This window comes from Dellaglioa carnosa, assembly GCF_026948345.1.
GTDB classification, from domain to species: Bacteria; Bacillota; Bacilli; order Lactobacillales; family Lactobacillaceae; genus Dellaglioa; species Dellaglioa algida.
This window is the reverse complement of sequence record NZ_JANXLI010000001.1, coordinates 187,589-204,632: the sequence shown is the minus strand read 5'-3', so window position 1 is coordinate 204,632 and position 17,044 is coordinate 187,589. Positions and strand designations below refer to the sequence as shown.

Sequence of the window (17,044 nt, the reverse complement as noted above, 5' to 3'; positions counted from 1 at the left end):
TTTAAACCTCCGCGTCGAATTCACCGGTAATGACAAGTTTACCGATCATTGCACCACCTTCAACAGTTTTAGTAGCTGCTCGCAAATTATCAGCATTAATTCCTTCAACTGATTTAGTCATCGTTGATTTTATGCTACCTTCATCTAATAATTTAGCCAATTGATTTAAGGTAGCCCCTTGCGAAGCCATGTCTGCGGTATGGTAAATGCCTTTTGTAAATATTGTTAACCATTTGAAATCGTTACTTTTATTTTTTAAAATACTCAATGGTAACTCCGCAGTTGTTGCCACAATAGACATGACAATTCCCCGTGGTTTAATCAGCTCTGACGCCACATTAAAATATAGTTCAGTTGAATGTAACATTAAAATACCATCAACTTCATGAATTCCTAATTCATCTAATTGTTTTTTCAAATCTTTTCGATGATTAATCACAATATCAGCGCCCATTTTTTTAACCCAATCAATTGTCTCTGGCCGTGAGGCAGTTGTGATTACCTTAATTCCTGCCCACTTCGCGAGTTGGATGGCAATAGACCCAACACCGCCGGCGCCATTAATAATCAGAATTGATTGGCCCTGATTGGCATCTTTTTTTGGTACAAAAGCTAATTTTTCAAACAATGATTCCCATGCTGTTACGCCAGTTAACGGGATGGCAACCGCTTCGGCAGTCATTATCTTCTTAGGGGCATGACCAACTAACCGTTCATCCACTAATTGATATTCTTCGTTACTTCCGGATCGGTTGTTTACACCCAAATAAAAAACTTTATCCCCAACAACAAAATTAGTCACATCTGCACCAATCTCTGACACGGTTCCAATGGCATCGAATCCTAAGATACGCGATTGGTCCTCTGATTCGATTAACATTCTCGTTTTAAAATCAATAGGATTCACCGAAATCCCCGCTATTTTCACAAGAATATCATGATCTTGAGGCACAGGTTTATCAATTTCAACATCTTTTAGCACCCTTACATCTTCTATTGGATATTTACCAAACGCTGCAATAGCTTTCATTTTATTTATCATTAGTTAATCCTTCTTTCGTTTAATATGAATTATGCTATTCATCTTACTACAGTTAATAAAAAAATGATTGTATTCAGATTTAATTGACTTTAACGGCTAATTTTTGTACGATTTGGGTGTACAAAATCTAAAAATATTGGAGATTACCATGATGGATAAGCAATTAAAAACTAGAAAACAGCTAAAATCTGAAACAAAGACACTCTTTAAGGGAAATTGGAAATCGGCAATCTTAATTAGTCTCATAGGTGTCCTTGCCTATATCGTTTATTTACGCTTATATGCCTATGAATATTCAAGATTATTTAATTCTGAGTCAGGCTCTTATGTTTCGCCGTTAAATCTTAATCCAACAGTTTCAGCACTAATGATTTTTCTTGTTCTCATTTTTGAAATTTTACTTATGGGTGCTTCATATGCCTTTTTAACTTGGGTGAGTTCTAAAAAAACACCAGATCGCGCATTCACGCAAAGTTTCCAAGTTTTCTCAAACGAATTATTTTTTTCAACTATTGCGTTAGCAATTCTTAAAACTATTTACACTATTTTTTGGTATCTTTTACTCTTCTTTCCCGCAATCATTAAACACTATTCGTACTCGCAAGCATTTATGATTAATAAGGACTTGCAAGATAACCCTAACCACCCTGATATCAAGACTAACAAAAAAATTACATTAAGCCGTCAATTAATGAACGGTCATAAATTCGACTTATTTGTACTTGATCTTAGTTTACTAGGTTGGTACTTATTATCACTTATTACACTTGGCATTGGGTTCATCTGGTTCTTACCCTACCAAAAAGCGGTAAAAGCTAATTTTTATAGAGACCTTGCCGGTGATCAATTTTTAACCTTAAAATAATAGAAAAGGACTGAAAGAAATTTCAGCCCTTTTTATTTTATCGCTAAATGTTTAAGACCTTCCCGAACGGCCAATTTTGATAAATCATGTCTTTTAATGAATGTTTTAACCCACTCCATGTCAGTTTTCGCATATTCACGCAGCGACCACCCGATTGCCTTTTGAATAAAAAATTCATCCGTTGTTTGATCGTTCATGATCATTTTTGTTAAATACGCTAAATTAGTCGCTTCTCGATATCCTAACTGAAGATTTATACCCACACGGCGCATCCAAAAATCTTCATGCCCTTCAAATTGCTGACTTATACGACTAAAATATTCCGGATGTAATTTAACGAAGTCACTGATAACTTTACGTAAACTGTCTACCGAGTCCCACCATGCTTTAACGGGAATTAAATCAATAAGAACTTGAGCTTCGTTCACGGTTAATCGCTTAACATTTTTTTGAGCTAAATCAATTGCAACATACTGGTATTCTCTTTCATTACGATCGTAGTAAGCTAAAATCTGTGAGGTAAGTTCTTCCAGCGACCAGGTTTTTGATTCCTTCATTAAACCTTGAATTAATTTTCGTCTGTCAGGCGCTCGGATTCCTAAGAAAACAAACCTATTTTTCATATATGCTTTCATCTTCTCGACATTTTTATTATCCGCTTCGAAATCAATCATTTTAGTTCTCCTTTGTTGAAACCGCAACCATATCAGTTGGATAACGAATTTTATGATGTTATACTGTGGTTAATCATATAAAGGGGGAATCATTATGTCAATGCACAACAATTTAAAAGAATTACTTACAATTAAAGAAGGACCTGTCGTATCAATTTTTATTAAGACATACCCAGGGATTAATTTTGCAGCGAAGAACCAATTAAAACTGAAAACTAGTTTAAAAACTGCAAAAGAAGAACATGCAGATATTGATAAAAAAGCTTGGGGTGCAATTGAAGGTCAACTTACTAATTTCATGAACGATATCGCTGATCGAATTGGTCAATTCCCTAGCATCGCGCTTTACTTAACACCAAATAATTACTTTAAATTTAATTTGAACCATGCCATTGAATTGGATCAGGTGATTGTTGGACCTGAAGCTTACACATTACCTTTACTCGCTCAACAAGCAACAAAATTATCTGGCACGATTTTGAGTTTAAATCGTGATTCATTCGAATTACACCAATTTAAAGAAGGTATCTTGCTGAAACAAGAATTACCAAAAGATGCACCTATCGATATGGTATCAGCCCTTGGACCTGAAAGAACAGATACAACAACAACTCATGGCCCTACTGGTGCTCTTCATGGCTTAAACACTAAAGATGAAGAAAAGGCAATTGATAATAAAAATTACTACTTAGCAATTGAGCAATTCTTAATGGCTCATACTGATTTAATTTACAAACGTCTTTTCATTATCGGGTTACCTAAAAACCAAAGTTTATTCCGTGATTTAACAAAATTAAAAACAGTTAATTCAGAAATTACAATTAAAAAATCTCCTAGCGCATTAACAACTGCTGAAATCGAAAAAGAATTATTGGATCAAAACCAAGTTTTAATTGATCAAACGGTTGAAAAATTATTGGATCGTGCGCGTTCGCTTGATGAAGTTAATCCAAGCGAAACGAACCCAGCAGACTTATTTGCCCTTTTAACACAACATCGTGTTAAAACTTTATTAATTAATGAGGAATCAACGTTCCCTGGTTTAATTGTCGATGGTCAAATTGTTGATACTGAACCCGGAAAAACTACGAATAACTTATTAAATGATCTAGCCAACTTCACATTGCGTAATGGCGGTGACGTTTACGTTATCTCGGCTACCCACTTTAATTCTGGCCAGTTCGTTTACGGCGTTTAACAAAAAAAGGAAGGCATACGTCTTCCCTTTTTTTGTGCCCAATTGGTCATGTGATGTTATACTTAAAAGACAAATACGTATTCAGGGAGACGACATTTAATGAATAAAGTTTATTTAGCAGGTCCGTTTTTTGATGACAAACAACGTGATCGTGTTTCACAAGTTGTGTCCGCATTAAAAAAAAACAAAACAATTGATGGTGACAATATTTATTTACCACAAGATAATCAAAGTGAACAGTATGAGCAATTCAGTAAGCCTTGGCAACGTGCCGTTTATCTTGCAGATACTCGCCAAGTGCATCGTGCTGACGTTGTCGTCGCTATCCTAGATTATAAGGATGATGAAGGCAATGAACCTGACTCTGGTACTATGTTTGAGGTTGGCATGGCCGTTGAAGCACGTATCCCGGTTATCTTGGTCCAATTCGAAGCTGGACGTGTGATTAACTTAATGTTATCTGAAAGTCTAACAGCCTTCTTTGATGTTAATAAGAACGGTTTAAAAAATCTTTCTGAATACAATTTTGATGTTTTAGAAGAAAAATTAACCGAAAATAAAATTTTATAGAAAAAAGATACGAAGAAATAACTATCTTCGTATCTTTTAATTTAATTATATTTCTAGACAATCGGAAAAAATCCGATTGTCTTTTTTTATTTTCAAAAGTTAATAACCAATTAGTCGTACTCTCCTACCAGATATTAACTCTTTCATCGGGATTTTTGTACATCTTATCGCCTGGATTAATACCAAAAGTAGCATAAAAATCAGCTAAATTTTGAACCTGGATATTGGCGCGTAATTTAGCAGGTGCATGTACATCAATTGATAGCAACAACTGCATATATTGTGTTGAAGCCTTCATACGCCAAACTTGAGCCCAGTTAATGAAGAAAGCGGAAATATCAGCATTTGGCTCTGCCTTCGCGGCTTCTAACGCGCAACTCAATCCACCGGCATCCGCAATATTTTCGGATACTGTTAAAGTCCCATTAACTTTTTGACCAGCATACTCAGTTCCATCAAATTCGGCAACCATTTGCTGAGATAATTCTTTAAAATGAGCCAAGTCAGCTTCACTCCACCAATTATTTAGGTTACCATATTCATCAAATAATGCGCCATTATTATCAAACGCATGCGAAATTTCATGGGCAATTACGGCACCAATTCCGCCATAATTAGCACTGCTACTTTGTTCTAAACTATAAAATGGTGCTTGAAGAATAGCTGCCGGGAAGACAATTATATTCTTAAATGGATGGTAATATGCGTTAACAGTTGCAGCACTCATCTCCCAGAGATCACGATCAACCGGTTGATTCCATTTACTAAACATATCTTCCGTTGCTAATTGATCAAAACCCATCGCGTTTTCTAATAACGGTTTTTTCGTATCAACATGCATTTTTTGATAAAGTGGATTAATTTTGTCCGGATAGCCGACTTGAATACCTAATTTATTTAATTTCAAGATGGCTTTGTCGCGTGTAGCGCTAGTTAACCATTTATTATTGGCCAATCTATTTTGATATACACCAATCATTTTTTCAACCATTCGTTGAACATCTGTTTTGGCATCTTCACCAAAATATTTATGCCCATAATATTCACCAACAATACCGCTATAAGCGCCCATGGCTAAATAATAAGCAAATTTTTGTTGTTTCTTCGGCCCCTTACTTCCGGATAACGCACGTCCATATTCACCAGAAATAACGCGTATATCATCTGATAAAAATGAGCTAAGGCTGACAACTGTTTTAACAATTAGCCAACTTTTAAATTCATTAAAATGGGCTTCATTCAATATATCGTCGATTGCAGCCAAGTACTTAGGTTCAGTCACAATTATTTTTTCTGGCTCTTGACCATTTAATAACTGCTTAACAACCACTTGTAGATTTACATTTTTACTTTGTAATCCAAATTCAGTAAACGTTTGTGGATTGTACGCTTTACTATAATCAGCAGATTCTTCAGCACTTTTAACATGTGGCACTAAATCGCGATCAAAAATTAATGCCTCTGAAATAACTTTTTTCACATCTTCTTCACCGTAATCTAGAGCGCCCAATAATTTTGTCATCATTTTACGGAATACGTCGAGTAATTGTTCGGCTTGTTGATTATCTGCCTCATAATAAGTTTTATCCGGCAAAATAAGTTTTGGAGCCGCCGCAAAGAAAGCATTAATCTTAGCATTCTTCATGTCAGCGTCAACGTCAAAATTAAGTGGTGAAGGATATCCAGCAAGTACAAAATTAGCCCATTTAGCATTAAAGTCAGCTAAACCTGTTAAATTTTCTAACGGCTCTAAAACGCTCTTCAACGGAGTTGTTCCTTCTAATTCACGGCGATCAAAATCAGCCGCTAGCGCATAGTAGTTTAAAAATTCTTGCATTAATGCCGATTGCGTACTTGAATCAGATGTCATTTTTTCAAAATCACTCATTAATGTTTTATCAATCTCATCAGCTAAATCATTAAAGCCACCCGTTGCAGGCTTATCATCAGGAATTTTGGCAGTTTTTAACCACTCACCGTTCACGGCTTCATATAAATCATCTTTAATTAGTTGTTCATTTACAGTCATTATTTTTATCCCCTTTTACATTAATATGTATTTAAGTATAAACGTTGTACTGGAAATTTAATAATTATTCACTCAGAAATAACGCTTTAACTTCTTAAACCTCGACCCTTATCAATAAGATTCCAACAAATTACGTAAAGTACTGCAATAAATGCAACAAGAATCCCCATAGATAAGAAAATGGGCACATCCATTGATCCTAAAAATCCATAACGAAACCCTGAGATCATATATACAATCGGGTTCACTTTTGAAATAGCCTGCCAAATTGGTGGCAACATTGATATTGAATAAAATACGCCTCCAAGATAGGTTAATGGCTGTAATACAAATGTTGGCACAATAGATACATCATCAAAGGACTGCGCAAAAATACCGTTAATCAGGCCTGCTAATGAAAATAAGATGGCCATCATCAAAAGGGTCACAACTACAATTGTCCATGAATAAACATGCAACGGAACAAAAAATAAGGAAATCAGGGTTACAAGTGACCCCACAAGAACACTTCTCCCAACCCCGCCAATTACAAATCCCCAAATAATAACATGCGTTGGTACCGGCGCAATTAATAATTCTTCGATATTTTTTTGAAATTTCTGGGAGAAAAAGGATGATGACACGTTCGCATATGAACTAGTAATTGCCGACATCATGATGAGCCCTGGCACAATAAACTCCATATATGAATATCCACCCATTTGACCAATTCGTCCACCAATCATTTTCCCAAAAATCACAAAATACAAAGATGTTGTAATTACGGGAGGCACCAATGTCTGTACCCAAATACGCAGATAACGGTTCGTTTCTTTTACATCATGAAAAAGCCCATTAAAAATAGACTGACACCTGTGAAACGTTAGCTCACAGGTGTCAGTCTATTTTTAATTATAATATATCATGTATTAAAGCAAAACTGAATTATAAAAACCTGGTACAATACCGCATTTATATTACAAAAAACTTTCTTTACCTAATTCATTTCTTTAACTTTACCTTCAATGAAGTTAATCTCATTTTGACCTAAACCATATTTTAGATACAGATAATGATCAATCTCTGGAATAGTCTTTGACCAGTCAATATCAGAATTTAAAGTGAAATCTTGTAATGGAATATATGCCCACTTAAGCGGCGGGTTATGCTGAGTAACTTTTAATATACCAAGTAAAGTTCTAACAAATTTTGTTTTTACATATTTTAATAAATTTTGCGCCTCCACTTCGTTATTAAAAGAACCTATTGAAATAAATGTTGGTGTATTTGATGTACTTGGAGTACCAATCAACGGAGTACTAAGAACTTCACCCATTAAACCACTACCATTAGATTCAGGAACAAAAACTTTATAATTCTCTAAATTGTTATTTTCTGGGTACCTAGCAGTCATAAACTCTTTCTCTATCCACCGATAGCTACGTTCATTATTGTATATGCCTAAAATTTTCCAATAATTTTCTGAATTACCTGGCTCCCCTTTAAAAAAGGCATAATCTAAAGAATCAAAAGTTGAAGACTTTAGTTCATATTCCTCATTTGAACCCAATTTCAGTACTTCGGGGTGTTTTCTTTGTATTTGCTCGAGACGTTTTTTAAGAGAATCTGGATATCTTTTTAAAAATTTATCATTAAATTTTAAATCCGAACGACCTCCAAACATTATTGTTGTTAAATTGTTCTCTGCTTTTGAATCGAACTTACTAGCAATCTTTCTTAAAGTTTCATCAGGAATAAAATTATTAATTGCTCCAAATTTTTTCTTAGAATCTCTGTATAAAACAACAATACCTCCTTTTATATCGGTATTTTGAAAAACATCCCTAGAATTTTGAACATAATATTCAACATTCAAATATTCATCATTCAGCATTTTATGATTCCAAGGTTTTGGCGTAAGTCCTCCATTAAACAAAAATCTTGCTGGTGATATCAAACAATATTTTGAAGCTACACGCTCTGATAAATCATAAAAGTAATGATAGATAGCTTCTCCTTTATTATTATTTGATTGACTCTCTTGATATGGTGGATTTCCCACCACTACGTCAAATTTCATTATTTCTACCTCCAAATAATTCATCACACTTCTCTTCAAAATTTCCTTCACCACGAGCAAATGGCGTTGTATCTAAATATACAATATGTGAACTATCAATATTATGTCCTTTTTCATCAAATCCAAAAATAAAATTTAGTGCAATATTAAAGATGATTTCACTCGGTGCAAAACCGTACACTTGATGTTCAAGTATATGTTTCAATCGTTCATCATCATTCGGAATAATGTTTTCTAATCCTACATATAGCCTTTTTACAATTTCAGTGATGTAAAGACCTGATTTCATATATAAGTCAGCAAATGTTTTTTTCGGATCCGTAAAATCTTCAGGGCTCTCCGCTTGTAATTTATCAATCATCATTATAACAACTTTTTTTGGTGTGAAAATTTGGTTAGTTTGTTGTGGTGGAATGTAATCAAAAATATCTTCATCATGTGTCTCATCAAAATAATTAGAAAGTTCAATACGTTTTCTTAAAAATTCTTGTACTGACTCGTCAAATACAATTTTATCAAAGAAATGATAAGTATCACGTAAAGTTCTAAATTGGTCCAAAGTAATTCCGGTTACTTCTTTAAATACGTGATCATTAATTGTTGTATCAAATGATGATAAAGTAGTGTCCATTTCTCCATATGCCATTAAAAATGATGGAATTGTTCTAGCAAATCCCCGTAACCGTGCACGTACATCATCTTCAACAGTATTTTTTTTCTTATCTTCAGACTTCTTTAAAATTGTTTCAGTAGACTCATGAACCAATTCTTGAGTCTTTGTTTCAACTGTCTCAATTACTTCTTTATTAAACTCATTATTGATTTGTTGTTTTTTCGTCTCATAGTTAACCTGGGCCTCAGCAATCACTTCTTCATTATTACGAGACTCTTCAACTATACGCTTATATTCAACTTTTGCTTCAGAATGTTTAATTTCTGCTTGTTTTTGTACTATTTCTACTTCATGAGCCATTGCATTTGCGCTATTCTGTGAAATTTTTTCAGCGGCTTTTGTCGTTAGACCATTTTCTTTTGCCAAATTTCTTACAGCATCTTGAGTCTTTTGTTTGAATGTATTAGATATTGTATTTGCAATATTCTTTATATCAGCACTATTAACTATCTCTTCAATCGATGAATTAATATCTGCGTAAACCTTTTCACCAAAGTGAGCATCTGTTTGACTATTCACAACATTTTGTTCAACAACCACTTGACTATCATTATTAATTTTAACGTCTCTCGTATCAATTCTATCATCTGTCTTACGAGGTACTGCCTTACCTTGATCAACCGGATTTAATTGCTCAAGAATTTCACGAGCACCTGCTGACGCAAAAATTCCAGAAACATTTTGAAACAATAGATTAGACATAAATCCACGACGAACTACTTCTTGAGCTTTAATTGCCTTAGGCATAGTCAACACCTGATTAACATCAAGTTCAACCATCTTTCCTTCATTATCTTCAGCAATAACTGAAAAGAAGTTTAATAATATTCTAATGTTATCTTTACGATTTTCTGGTGTTCCACCACCATTGGTTGTCTTACTTGATAAATTATTAGCAAAATCGTCATAAATCGTAAGCGTACGTTCTGGTGCAAAATCAAAAACATATGCATTTTCTTTTTGATGTACTTGTCCATCTGTCTTAAAATCAAATGGATTCTGAGCTCGAAATGCTGCTTGCATATACAGACTTGGAGACTTCATATTAGATAACATAAGTACCGCTGTCCATTCTGGAACAGTTACACCTGTAGTTAATTGTCCTACCGATAAGGTGATTGTTTTATCATTATTTTTAATTGCTTCTTTTACACGATCAAAAGATTTTTGGTTAATAATTTGTTCATCTGATGTTTTACCATCCCCTGCCGCAAGAACAATTTTATAATTTTCAAATACAGGATGATTTTCCAATAATTTTTTCAATGCTTTAGCACTAGCTACTCGATTTAAAATCCAAAAAGTATGATTTAATTCATTTCTTAATTTTTTAGTTGAAAAAGGATATTTTTCATTTTGAGACAAAGTATTTAACCATTTATTTATATCTAACTCATGAATAAATTTACCTGTTTCATTAGTTTCAAAAAATTCATTTAAATCAAAGGTATAATCAATATTTTTACCATTAATTTCAGCACCTTTGTTAACTTCATCAGTAACCATTTGACTCATTTGATAAGAAAATAAGTTTAATCGTGGTAACTTTTCATATGGATTATTTTTCTCAATGTCCACTGGCCAATTAACTTTAGCTTCTTGTTCATCTGCATACGACCAGTTAAAAATTTGGTCATCTGAAAATTCTCCTGAAGCAACTGCTTTAAAGGGTGTTCCCGATAGATATAAAGTGAAATTACGTTTAATATTCTGAAAAGCTATATCTGTTTTAAATGTATCTATTCCCTCATGACTTTCGTCAATAACAAGAAGATCCCATTCAAGTGATTTTACCCATTTTAATTTGTCATAACTACCACCAAAAGAAATAGCTCCTTTTAAATCTTGTAACGAAATAAAAGAAATCATTCTATCTTTACCACTCTTAAGCGATTGATCATTAAATTCATCACGTGTCATCACTGGTCTATCTTTAAGTGAATCGTTTGTAGATACAAAAGAAAAGTCAGTTTGCCAAGCAATATATTTTTCGAAATCATCAAACCAAGAATTCGCAATTGTAGGGCGATTAGTTACAATTAATACCTTACTTGCATCTAATTTACGAGCGAGATCATAAGTAGTTAGCGTCTTGCCAAATCGTGGCTTTGCATTCCATAAAAATTTACCTTCTTGATGATTCTTGGCATATTGCAAAGTCATGTCAACGGCAGACTTTTGCTCATCACGAAGTTCGTACTGTAACTCTTCTTTAACTTGACTACGTTCATTATTACGGAAATCATTAAAATCAGTGTGTGCAACTTCAGGATTTTTATCGTAATAAAACCATTCTGTACCTTGTCGTTGTTCTCTTTTTTTGTATTTACGTAAATAACTATGAAGTGGTTTATCCGTGAACCAATCGTCTATTTTACTAAACTTAGCAGGCTCTGACCACAATGTTTTTGTTACAATCCCCGCAGTATGTGTCTGCTGTTTAATACGATCATCAACATTACGTTTTTCAGTATATCCGATTTTTATCCAGCCATCATTTTCACTCGCAGTAGGCGTAACATATGCATAAACCTGTGGATAGATAGTCTTAGTCGTTTTAATAAATGTCTTATCCCTCATACCTAATTAACTCCTTTATCAAAAAATTCCATTTTGTTAGTTTCCCAGTTCATTACTTTTACACGTTTTCCAGGCTTAATTTCCCATTTTTCTTCAGGTTCCTCAGTATCAAAAAGTGATATTTGAGTCTCAACTATTCTTTCTCGTTTTTCCGTGAACGGAATAATATATTTTAACCCATCCATTTGAAAAATATTATAACTAATTATTTTAGCAATATCTTCAAACAAACCATATAGAGGCTCCTCAAGCCACTTATCATAATAATAGTCTCGGTAAGTGTACAGTAAGTTTTCTCTTGCAAGTAGTAACGAGTCCCCACTCCACTCAAATCCGTAACTTGCTTTATACGCTTCAACAACTAATCGTTGCCACTCAGCCTTATCATCAACCTCACGATTAATTCGTTTTATCTTTCTATCAACAAATCCAACCCTATCATTTAACTGTATACTTTCCCCAGTCTCCATATCATACCTACTTGCCATATAAGGTGCTTCACCACAAGTTATTTCCAGCCACACGCGTTTAACATAAGTCTCTAAATCATCATTTAGAAAATCTTTGTCAACTGTATCATTTTGCTTCTTTATAATCCAAGTTGGCGTAAATACTTCAGCTTTTGACTTAGTTCGCTCTTTTTGTGTCTCTTTAGACTTCAAAGCGCGAGGTTTAATAATAATGCCCATCTCACCTGTCACCAGTTCTGGTTGTATTTGAGCCATTTCAGAATAAAACTTACTACCATATTTAATATAATTATTATTTGCCCAAATAATATTTTTCTTATGCTTTTGTGTCGATCTAGTACGATCCAATAAAAGAATATCTAATATTATTGGCATTTTTTCTCGAATATTAGTTTCAAGAATATCCGTTGAGTTTATTATATTCATCGTTTTTATTCCTTTCTCAGTGGAATTTTATCGGATTCCATGTCTCAACTAACTTCTTGTCTTGTACTTCCACCATTTATTTTAATTCTATATAACTAAATTGGCCTTAAAAAGCCCAACTTCATAATTTTTATTAAAAATACTTTATTTACATCATTAATATACCAGTTAAAAATTTAATGTTTATTCATTATCTAACATATCACTTTTTCCAGTGAAAATTAAAATGTCTTTCCGCAGCATCACCATTATCTTTAAAAATTTTTTCAAATAACTCTTTCATTTCTTCAGTCGTTTCAGTAAATGATTCCGATGAATAATCATCAGTAGCAAAATGCGAATTTACATTAAATAGTTTTAAATATTGCTCATTTTCTTTATAAAATTCTTGTTGTGGTGTTTTTGTAAATTCTATATAAGTATCTATAATTCTGCGCATTGTATTGAGCATTGTATTACGTAAATTTAATCGCACCAATTCGTGAAGCTCAATCCAAAGAGCATCGTAGCTTGTTTTAAAATCTTCTGATTCACTGTTTATTTTAATAAACTTCCCATGTTGAAGATGATAAAAATTACTCTTATCGTATTTTTTGTATTCCCTTATATAGTTTTGACCACTTTCATTTATTTCAATTTTAGTGCCAATTACATAGTTTGCTTGTGGTTGTACATTTAAATAAAAATGAATATTATGAGTCAATACAACTAAATAATCTTTTTCATAATTATACTTCAATCCTGCTTTTCCTTGATACAATTTTTGTAACTCCGTAATAATTAAATATTGCATTCTATCATCATTGGAGTTCATAGGATCATCAAAAATAATAATTTTAGATGCTTTTTTATCCTCGTTTACTTCTTCTAATTTCTCTATAAAATATAAAAAAGCAATAATATTTTTTTCACCTGTTGATAAATCTTTTATATCACGACTTCTCTGGTTTCCGTCATAATTCTGAATAATTTTATAATAACCTGAACTTTCTTCTTCGTAATAATCTAATTTCCATGAAACAGATAATTCTAATTTCCGATTTATATGTTCAACGGCTTGTTTTTCCGATACAGGTTTAAGTACTTCAATTTTTTTATTTAAAATATTAATATTTTTTTCAATTTCAAGCTTTTTATTTTTTTCATTATTGAAAAGTTTATTATAATACTCATTATTCTTCTCCAAAGTATCCAACTCTATTTTTTTCTCATAATATTTATATTCATTTAAAAATAGTTTAATATAATGACTTCTAAGTTTTTTCTTGGATTCTTCTTTTTCATCATCAAAATTTTTCCCAAAATTGTTATTTTCCTCGACAATTTGATTAAAAGCACTAACATCTATCATCTGAGGTAGTTTTAAATTTACTTTATCAGAAACCGAAAATAAATTTTTTTCTTTTTCTGACAAAAGATCCTTAATAGCCTCTAAAAATTTTATGCTTGAATCTAATTGTTCCTTAACTTCGGCACCTTTATTCTTAGCATCTTCAATAAAGTTAGGATAAAATTTATCGATACCCATATTTAATGTTTTACAAGAATTTAATTGTGTTTCTATTAATTGGTTTTCTTCAGAAATTTTTTCTTTATATCGACTAACTTCATCTGCAGAAAAATAATCTTTTAATTCTTTAAATGTAGATTCATGAATAATATTTCCACAAAAAATGCACGTATTTTCTTCCGTAAGTTCATGTAGATGTAGAGCTTCCTCAGCAAAATTAATTTTTCGATCCGTATCTAACCTTGTAATAATTCTTGTTTGTGGAACTTTACTAGTTAAAATAGTATTTACCCTATCGACCATCTTTTTTAAATCAAATTTATCAATATTTAAAATACTAGCAATTTTTTCTTCCGACTTTAAAATTCGCTTTAATTTATCAACGTCCACCTCTTGTAATATCTGAGCGCTATTTAATTCTTTTACTAAATCATTTTTTTTATATGTCGTTTTAGAAATTTGAGGATCAGACATGTTTTTTATCTTCGCAGCAGAAGCAGTATAGAACTCACTTATTTCACTCTGCTTATCACTTAAATTTTTATTAGAATCAGACAATTTTCTAAATAAATTTATATCATCAGTATTCGACAATTCGGTTAAATTATGATTCATTTCATTCAATTCATTTTGTTTAGTAATCTTTTTATTCTCTATTTCCTCAATCTTTTTTTCATTTTCACCCGCATTAACCGCTAATGAAAATGCTCCTAATTTTTCATTTTCTCCTAAAATTTTATCAAATCCCTGAAATATTCTAACATCATAACTATCAGAAAATTGCTGTTTTAAAATATCTACAAATGTTGATTTACCCGAACCATTTTTTGCAAAAATATAATTTTTATTTTTTAAATAAACGGATTCGTCTTTAAAAATTTTAATTTCATCTTTAAAACAATGTTGTCCCAATTCAATTTTCAATTCCTCAATACCATTTCTCATAAAATTCTCCCTCGATTAGCTTACACGCTTATTAATTGCTACTCTCTTTTTATAAATTTTATATTCTTTTCTGATATATATTACTTAAACGTAATATATTGAAAATATTTATTCTTAATGTTTTCCAATAACACGTTATTAGTGCTCATTTGAAATTTTGCCTTCTTCATATACTCGCTATCTAATGCTTTGTTAGCAAGTCCCATGGATATAGCTCTTTTTTGTGAAGATAATTTCAAAAGATCTTCATATCTTCTTTCTGCAATTACTGTATCTAAATCATCTATATTGTCTTCTTCCATTTTGTTTATATTTAATTTTTCTAACCAAGTTTTAATCTCATCTAACATTACGTCACTAGTTTCCAAACTATTGATCCTATAATTTGAAAGTTCATTATCTAAATATTTTTTTATGGATTGTCTAACTATTATTTTTCTTTCTTCATTTACTTTATCAAAAAATTTTTCAGTAAAATCCTTTATTCTAAAATTTATATCTTCTTCTGAAAAACTATTCTTTAAAACGCCTGTCATTACGTCCTTAGTAAAAAATATCATTTCTATTTCATTAAAGGGTAACGTATATATGTTATTTTTTTTATAATTTAAAATTTGCTTTGCGCTCATCAAATCAGAATCTACGATTCCGTATGCACAATTATTATCTAAAACTGGTGAATTATTATAGGCCTTTGTGTATTGAATAACCTGAGTATGTCCTCCAACTGGAACTACCACTACTTTATCTCTAAATAAATTACTGTAAACGAAATAATCGTCTGAATCTTTTCTGCCTTCACAAAAAAGAATGGGTATTCTAGCGCCAAGTATTTCTGAAAGTAATTCTTTTGGAAATTCACTAGTTAAGTTACCGTCATCTATTCTCTCGATACTCCAATTATCCGGATATGAAAATTTTTTACACCATAACATGTCTGTATTAGAACGGCTCGCTATAAAATCAATCGTATGAGAAATGTAAATAAATTTACAATCGTGTCTGTATTTCTCTAGACTATCCCATAATCTACTAAAATTAGAAACATTTAAAAACGTCTCAGGTTCGTCAACTATGATGAAACTATTGGGCTCTGCTAAAAAAACTTGACAAATGTAATACAACATTGCTTTTTCACCATCGCTCATAGAATTTATTGAATAGCTACGTCCTTTTTTCTTTGGTTCCAATGTCCGATTCATTGTATCAAGTTCCAAATTAATATCGGGAATAAGCGCTCTCCACAATTTGTTTACTTTACATAAAGTAGTCTCTTCTCGCTTTACTTTACTCATACCATCTGTTTTGAATGCTTGATTTTGTTCCTCAACTTGTTCATTCGCTATAACTGTTATTAATTTAGAAAATAATTCAGATAATTCATTCATATATTCGCTAACAACGTAATTCCGTTCGTCACCGGTAAATTTTCCTTTTCCAATAAAATTAGTATTTTGAATATTCCTCATTGTACTTTTATCAGTAAGATACAAAGCCTGTATATCTTTTTTATAAAATAAAAATTTCTGAGCGGGTATTACAACAATATTTTGTGACATTGATTCCTTCAAGTAACTAGCAAAACTAGATTTTCCGGCTCCGTTACCACCAACTAATACGGCATTTTTTTCACGAATCATTAAGAGATAATTAATTCTTTTAAATTCTATCAGTAAATTGGTAGCGGTATCTTGAATATTCATATATTTTTGTAAACCGTCAGAATAATATTCATTTTGTATACTCAAAAATTGGGTATTGTATCTATCAGTAATTTCATTAATTAAAGTATTTAATTGTTTTGTATTGTTTTCATCAACAATTTTATCTTCACTAATTACTTTAATTGTTCTTTCCATAAGAGCCGGTAGTTCTTGAATAACTTCATTTTCTTTAATCTTTTCATCATTTATTTCAACAATTTCGGTACTAAAACTATTTAAATTTGTTATTATTTCACTGATTTTACTTTTAATTTCCATGCTTTCCCCCAATAACCATTT

At 32.0% G+C, this 17,044-nt stretch carries 12 protein-coding genes; 3 read left to right on the top strand and 9 right to left on the bottom strand.

Translation table 11 applies throughout. From position 1 onward, the window contains the following. Position 1 precedes the first annotated feature (1 nt). Positions 2-1,042 (bottom strand): zinc-binding alcohol dehydrogenase family protein, encoded by a 1,041-nt coding sequence (locus tag N0K80_RS00980; protein ID WP_269023496.1) that lies wholly within the window; start codon positions 1,040-1,042, stop codon positions 2-4. Positions 1,043-1,190: 148 nt separating this feature from the next. On the opposite strand from N0K80_RS00980, the gene N0K80_RS00975 reads away from it, so the two are divergent. Then, positions 1,191-1,907: a DUF975 family protein gene (locus tag N0K80_RS00975; protein ID WP_269023495.1), complete on the top strand. Its 717-nt coding sequence runs from the start codon at positions 1,191-1,193 to the stop codon at positions 1,905-1,907. 32 nt (positions 1,908-1,939) lie between these two features. Here N0K80_RS00975 and N0K80_RS00970 read toward each other — a convergent pair whose 3' ends face one another. Next, the gene (locus N0K80_RS00970; RefSeq protein WP_269023494.1) at positions 1,940-2,581 is read right to left on the bottom strand and encodes a DNA alkylation repair protein; all 642 of its coding nucleotides are present in this window, start codon (positions 2,579-2,581) and stop codon (positions 1,940-1,942) included. Between the two features lie 94 nt (positions 2,582-2,675). On the opposite strand from N0K80_RS00970, the gene N0K80_RS00965 reads away from it, so the two are divergent. After that, a complete protein-coding gene (locus N0K80_RS00965) occupies positions 2,676-3,779 on the top strand; it encodes a baeRF6 domain-containing protein (protein WP_269023493.1) in 1,104 nt (367 codons plus the stop codon). Positions 3,780-3,878: 99 nt separating this feature from the next. Further along, entirely contained in the window at positions 3,879-4,349 is a 471-nt protein-coding gene (locus N0K80_RS00960) for a nucleoside 2-deoxyribosyltransferase (protein ID WP_269023492.1), read from the top strand. 124 nt (positions 4,350-4,473) lie between these two features. On the opposite strand, the gene N0K80_RS00955 is transcribed toward N0K80_RS00960, so the two are convergent. The 7 genes from N0K80_RS00955 to N0K80_RS00925 all read right to left on the bottom strand — a co-directional run bounded on the left by N0K80_RS00955 (position 4,474) and on the right by N0K80_RS00925 (position 17,023). After that, entirely contained in the window at positions 4,474-6,378 is a 1,905-nt protein-coding gene (locus N0K80_RS00955; protein ID WP_269023491.1) for a M13 family metallopeptidase, read from the bottom strand. Between the two features lie 86 nt (positions 6,379-6,464). Beyond that, positions 6,465-7,220: an ABC transporter permease gene (locus N0K80_RS00950; RefSeq protein WP_269023726.1), complete on the bottom strand. Its 756-nt coding sequence runs from the start codon at positions 7,218-7,220 to the stop codon at positions 6,465-6,467. 134 nt (positions 7,221-7,354) lie between these two features. After that, entirely contained in the window at positions 7,355-8,437 is a 1,083-nt protein-coding gene (locus N0K80_RS00945; protein WP_269023490.1) for an Eco57I restriction-modification methylase domain-containing protein, read from the bottom strand. Next, entirely contained in the window at positions 8,427-11,690 is a 3,264-nt protein-coding gene (locus N0K80_RS00940; RefSeq protein ID WP_269023489.1) for a DEAD/DEAH box helicase, read from the bottom strand. Before N0K80_RS00940 ends, N0K80_RS00945 begins: the two co-directional genes overlap by 11 nt. A 2-nt stretch (positions 11,691-11,692) precedes the next feature. After that, positions 11,693-12,586: a restriction endonuclease gene (locus N0K80_RS00935; RefSeq protein ID WP_269023488.1), complete on the bottom strand. Its 894-nt coding sequence runs from the start codon at positions 12,584-12,586 to the stop codon at positions 11,693-11,695. Between the two features lie 202 nt (positions 12,587-12,788). Further along, on the bottom strand, positions 12,789-15,041 hold the full coding sequence (locus tag N0K80_RS00930) for an AAA family ATPase (protein ID WP_269023487.1): 2,253 nt from the start codon (positions 15,039-15,041) through the stop codon (positions 12,789-12,791). Positions 15,042-15,121: 80 nt separating this feature from the next. Continuing rightward, positions 15,122-17,023, bottom strand: coding sequence for a DUF4435 domain-containing protein (locus N0K80_RS00925; protein WP_269023486.1), 1,902 nt, complete (start codon positions 17,021-17,023; stop codon positions 15,122-15,124). Positions 17,024-17,044: the final 21 nt, after the last annotated feature.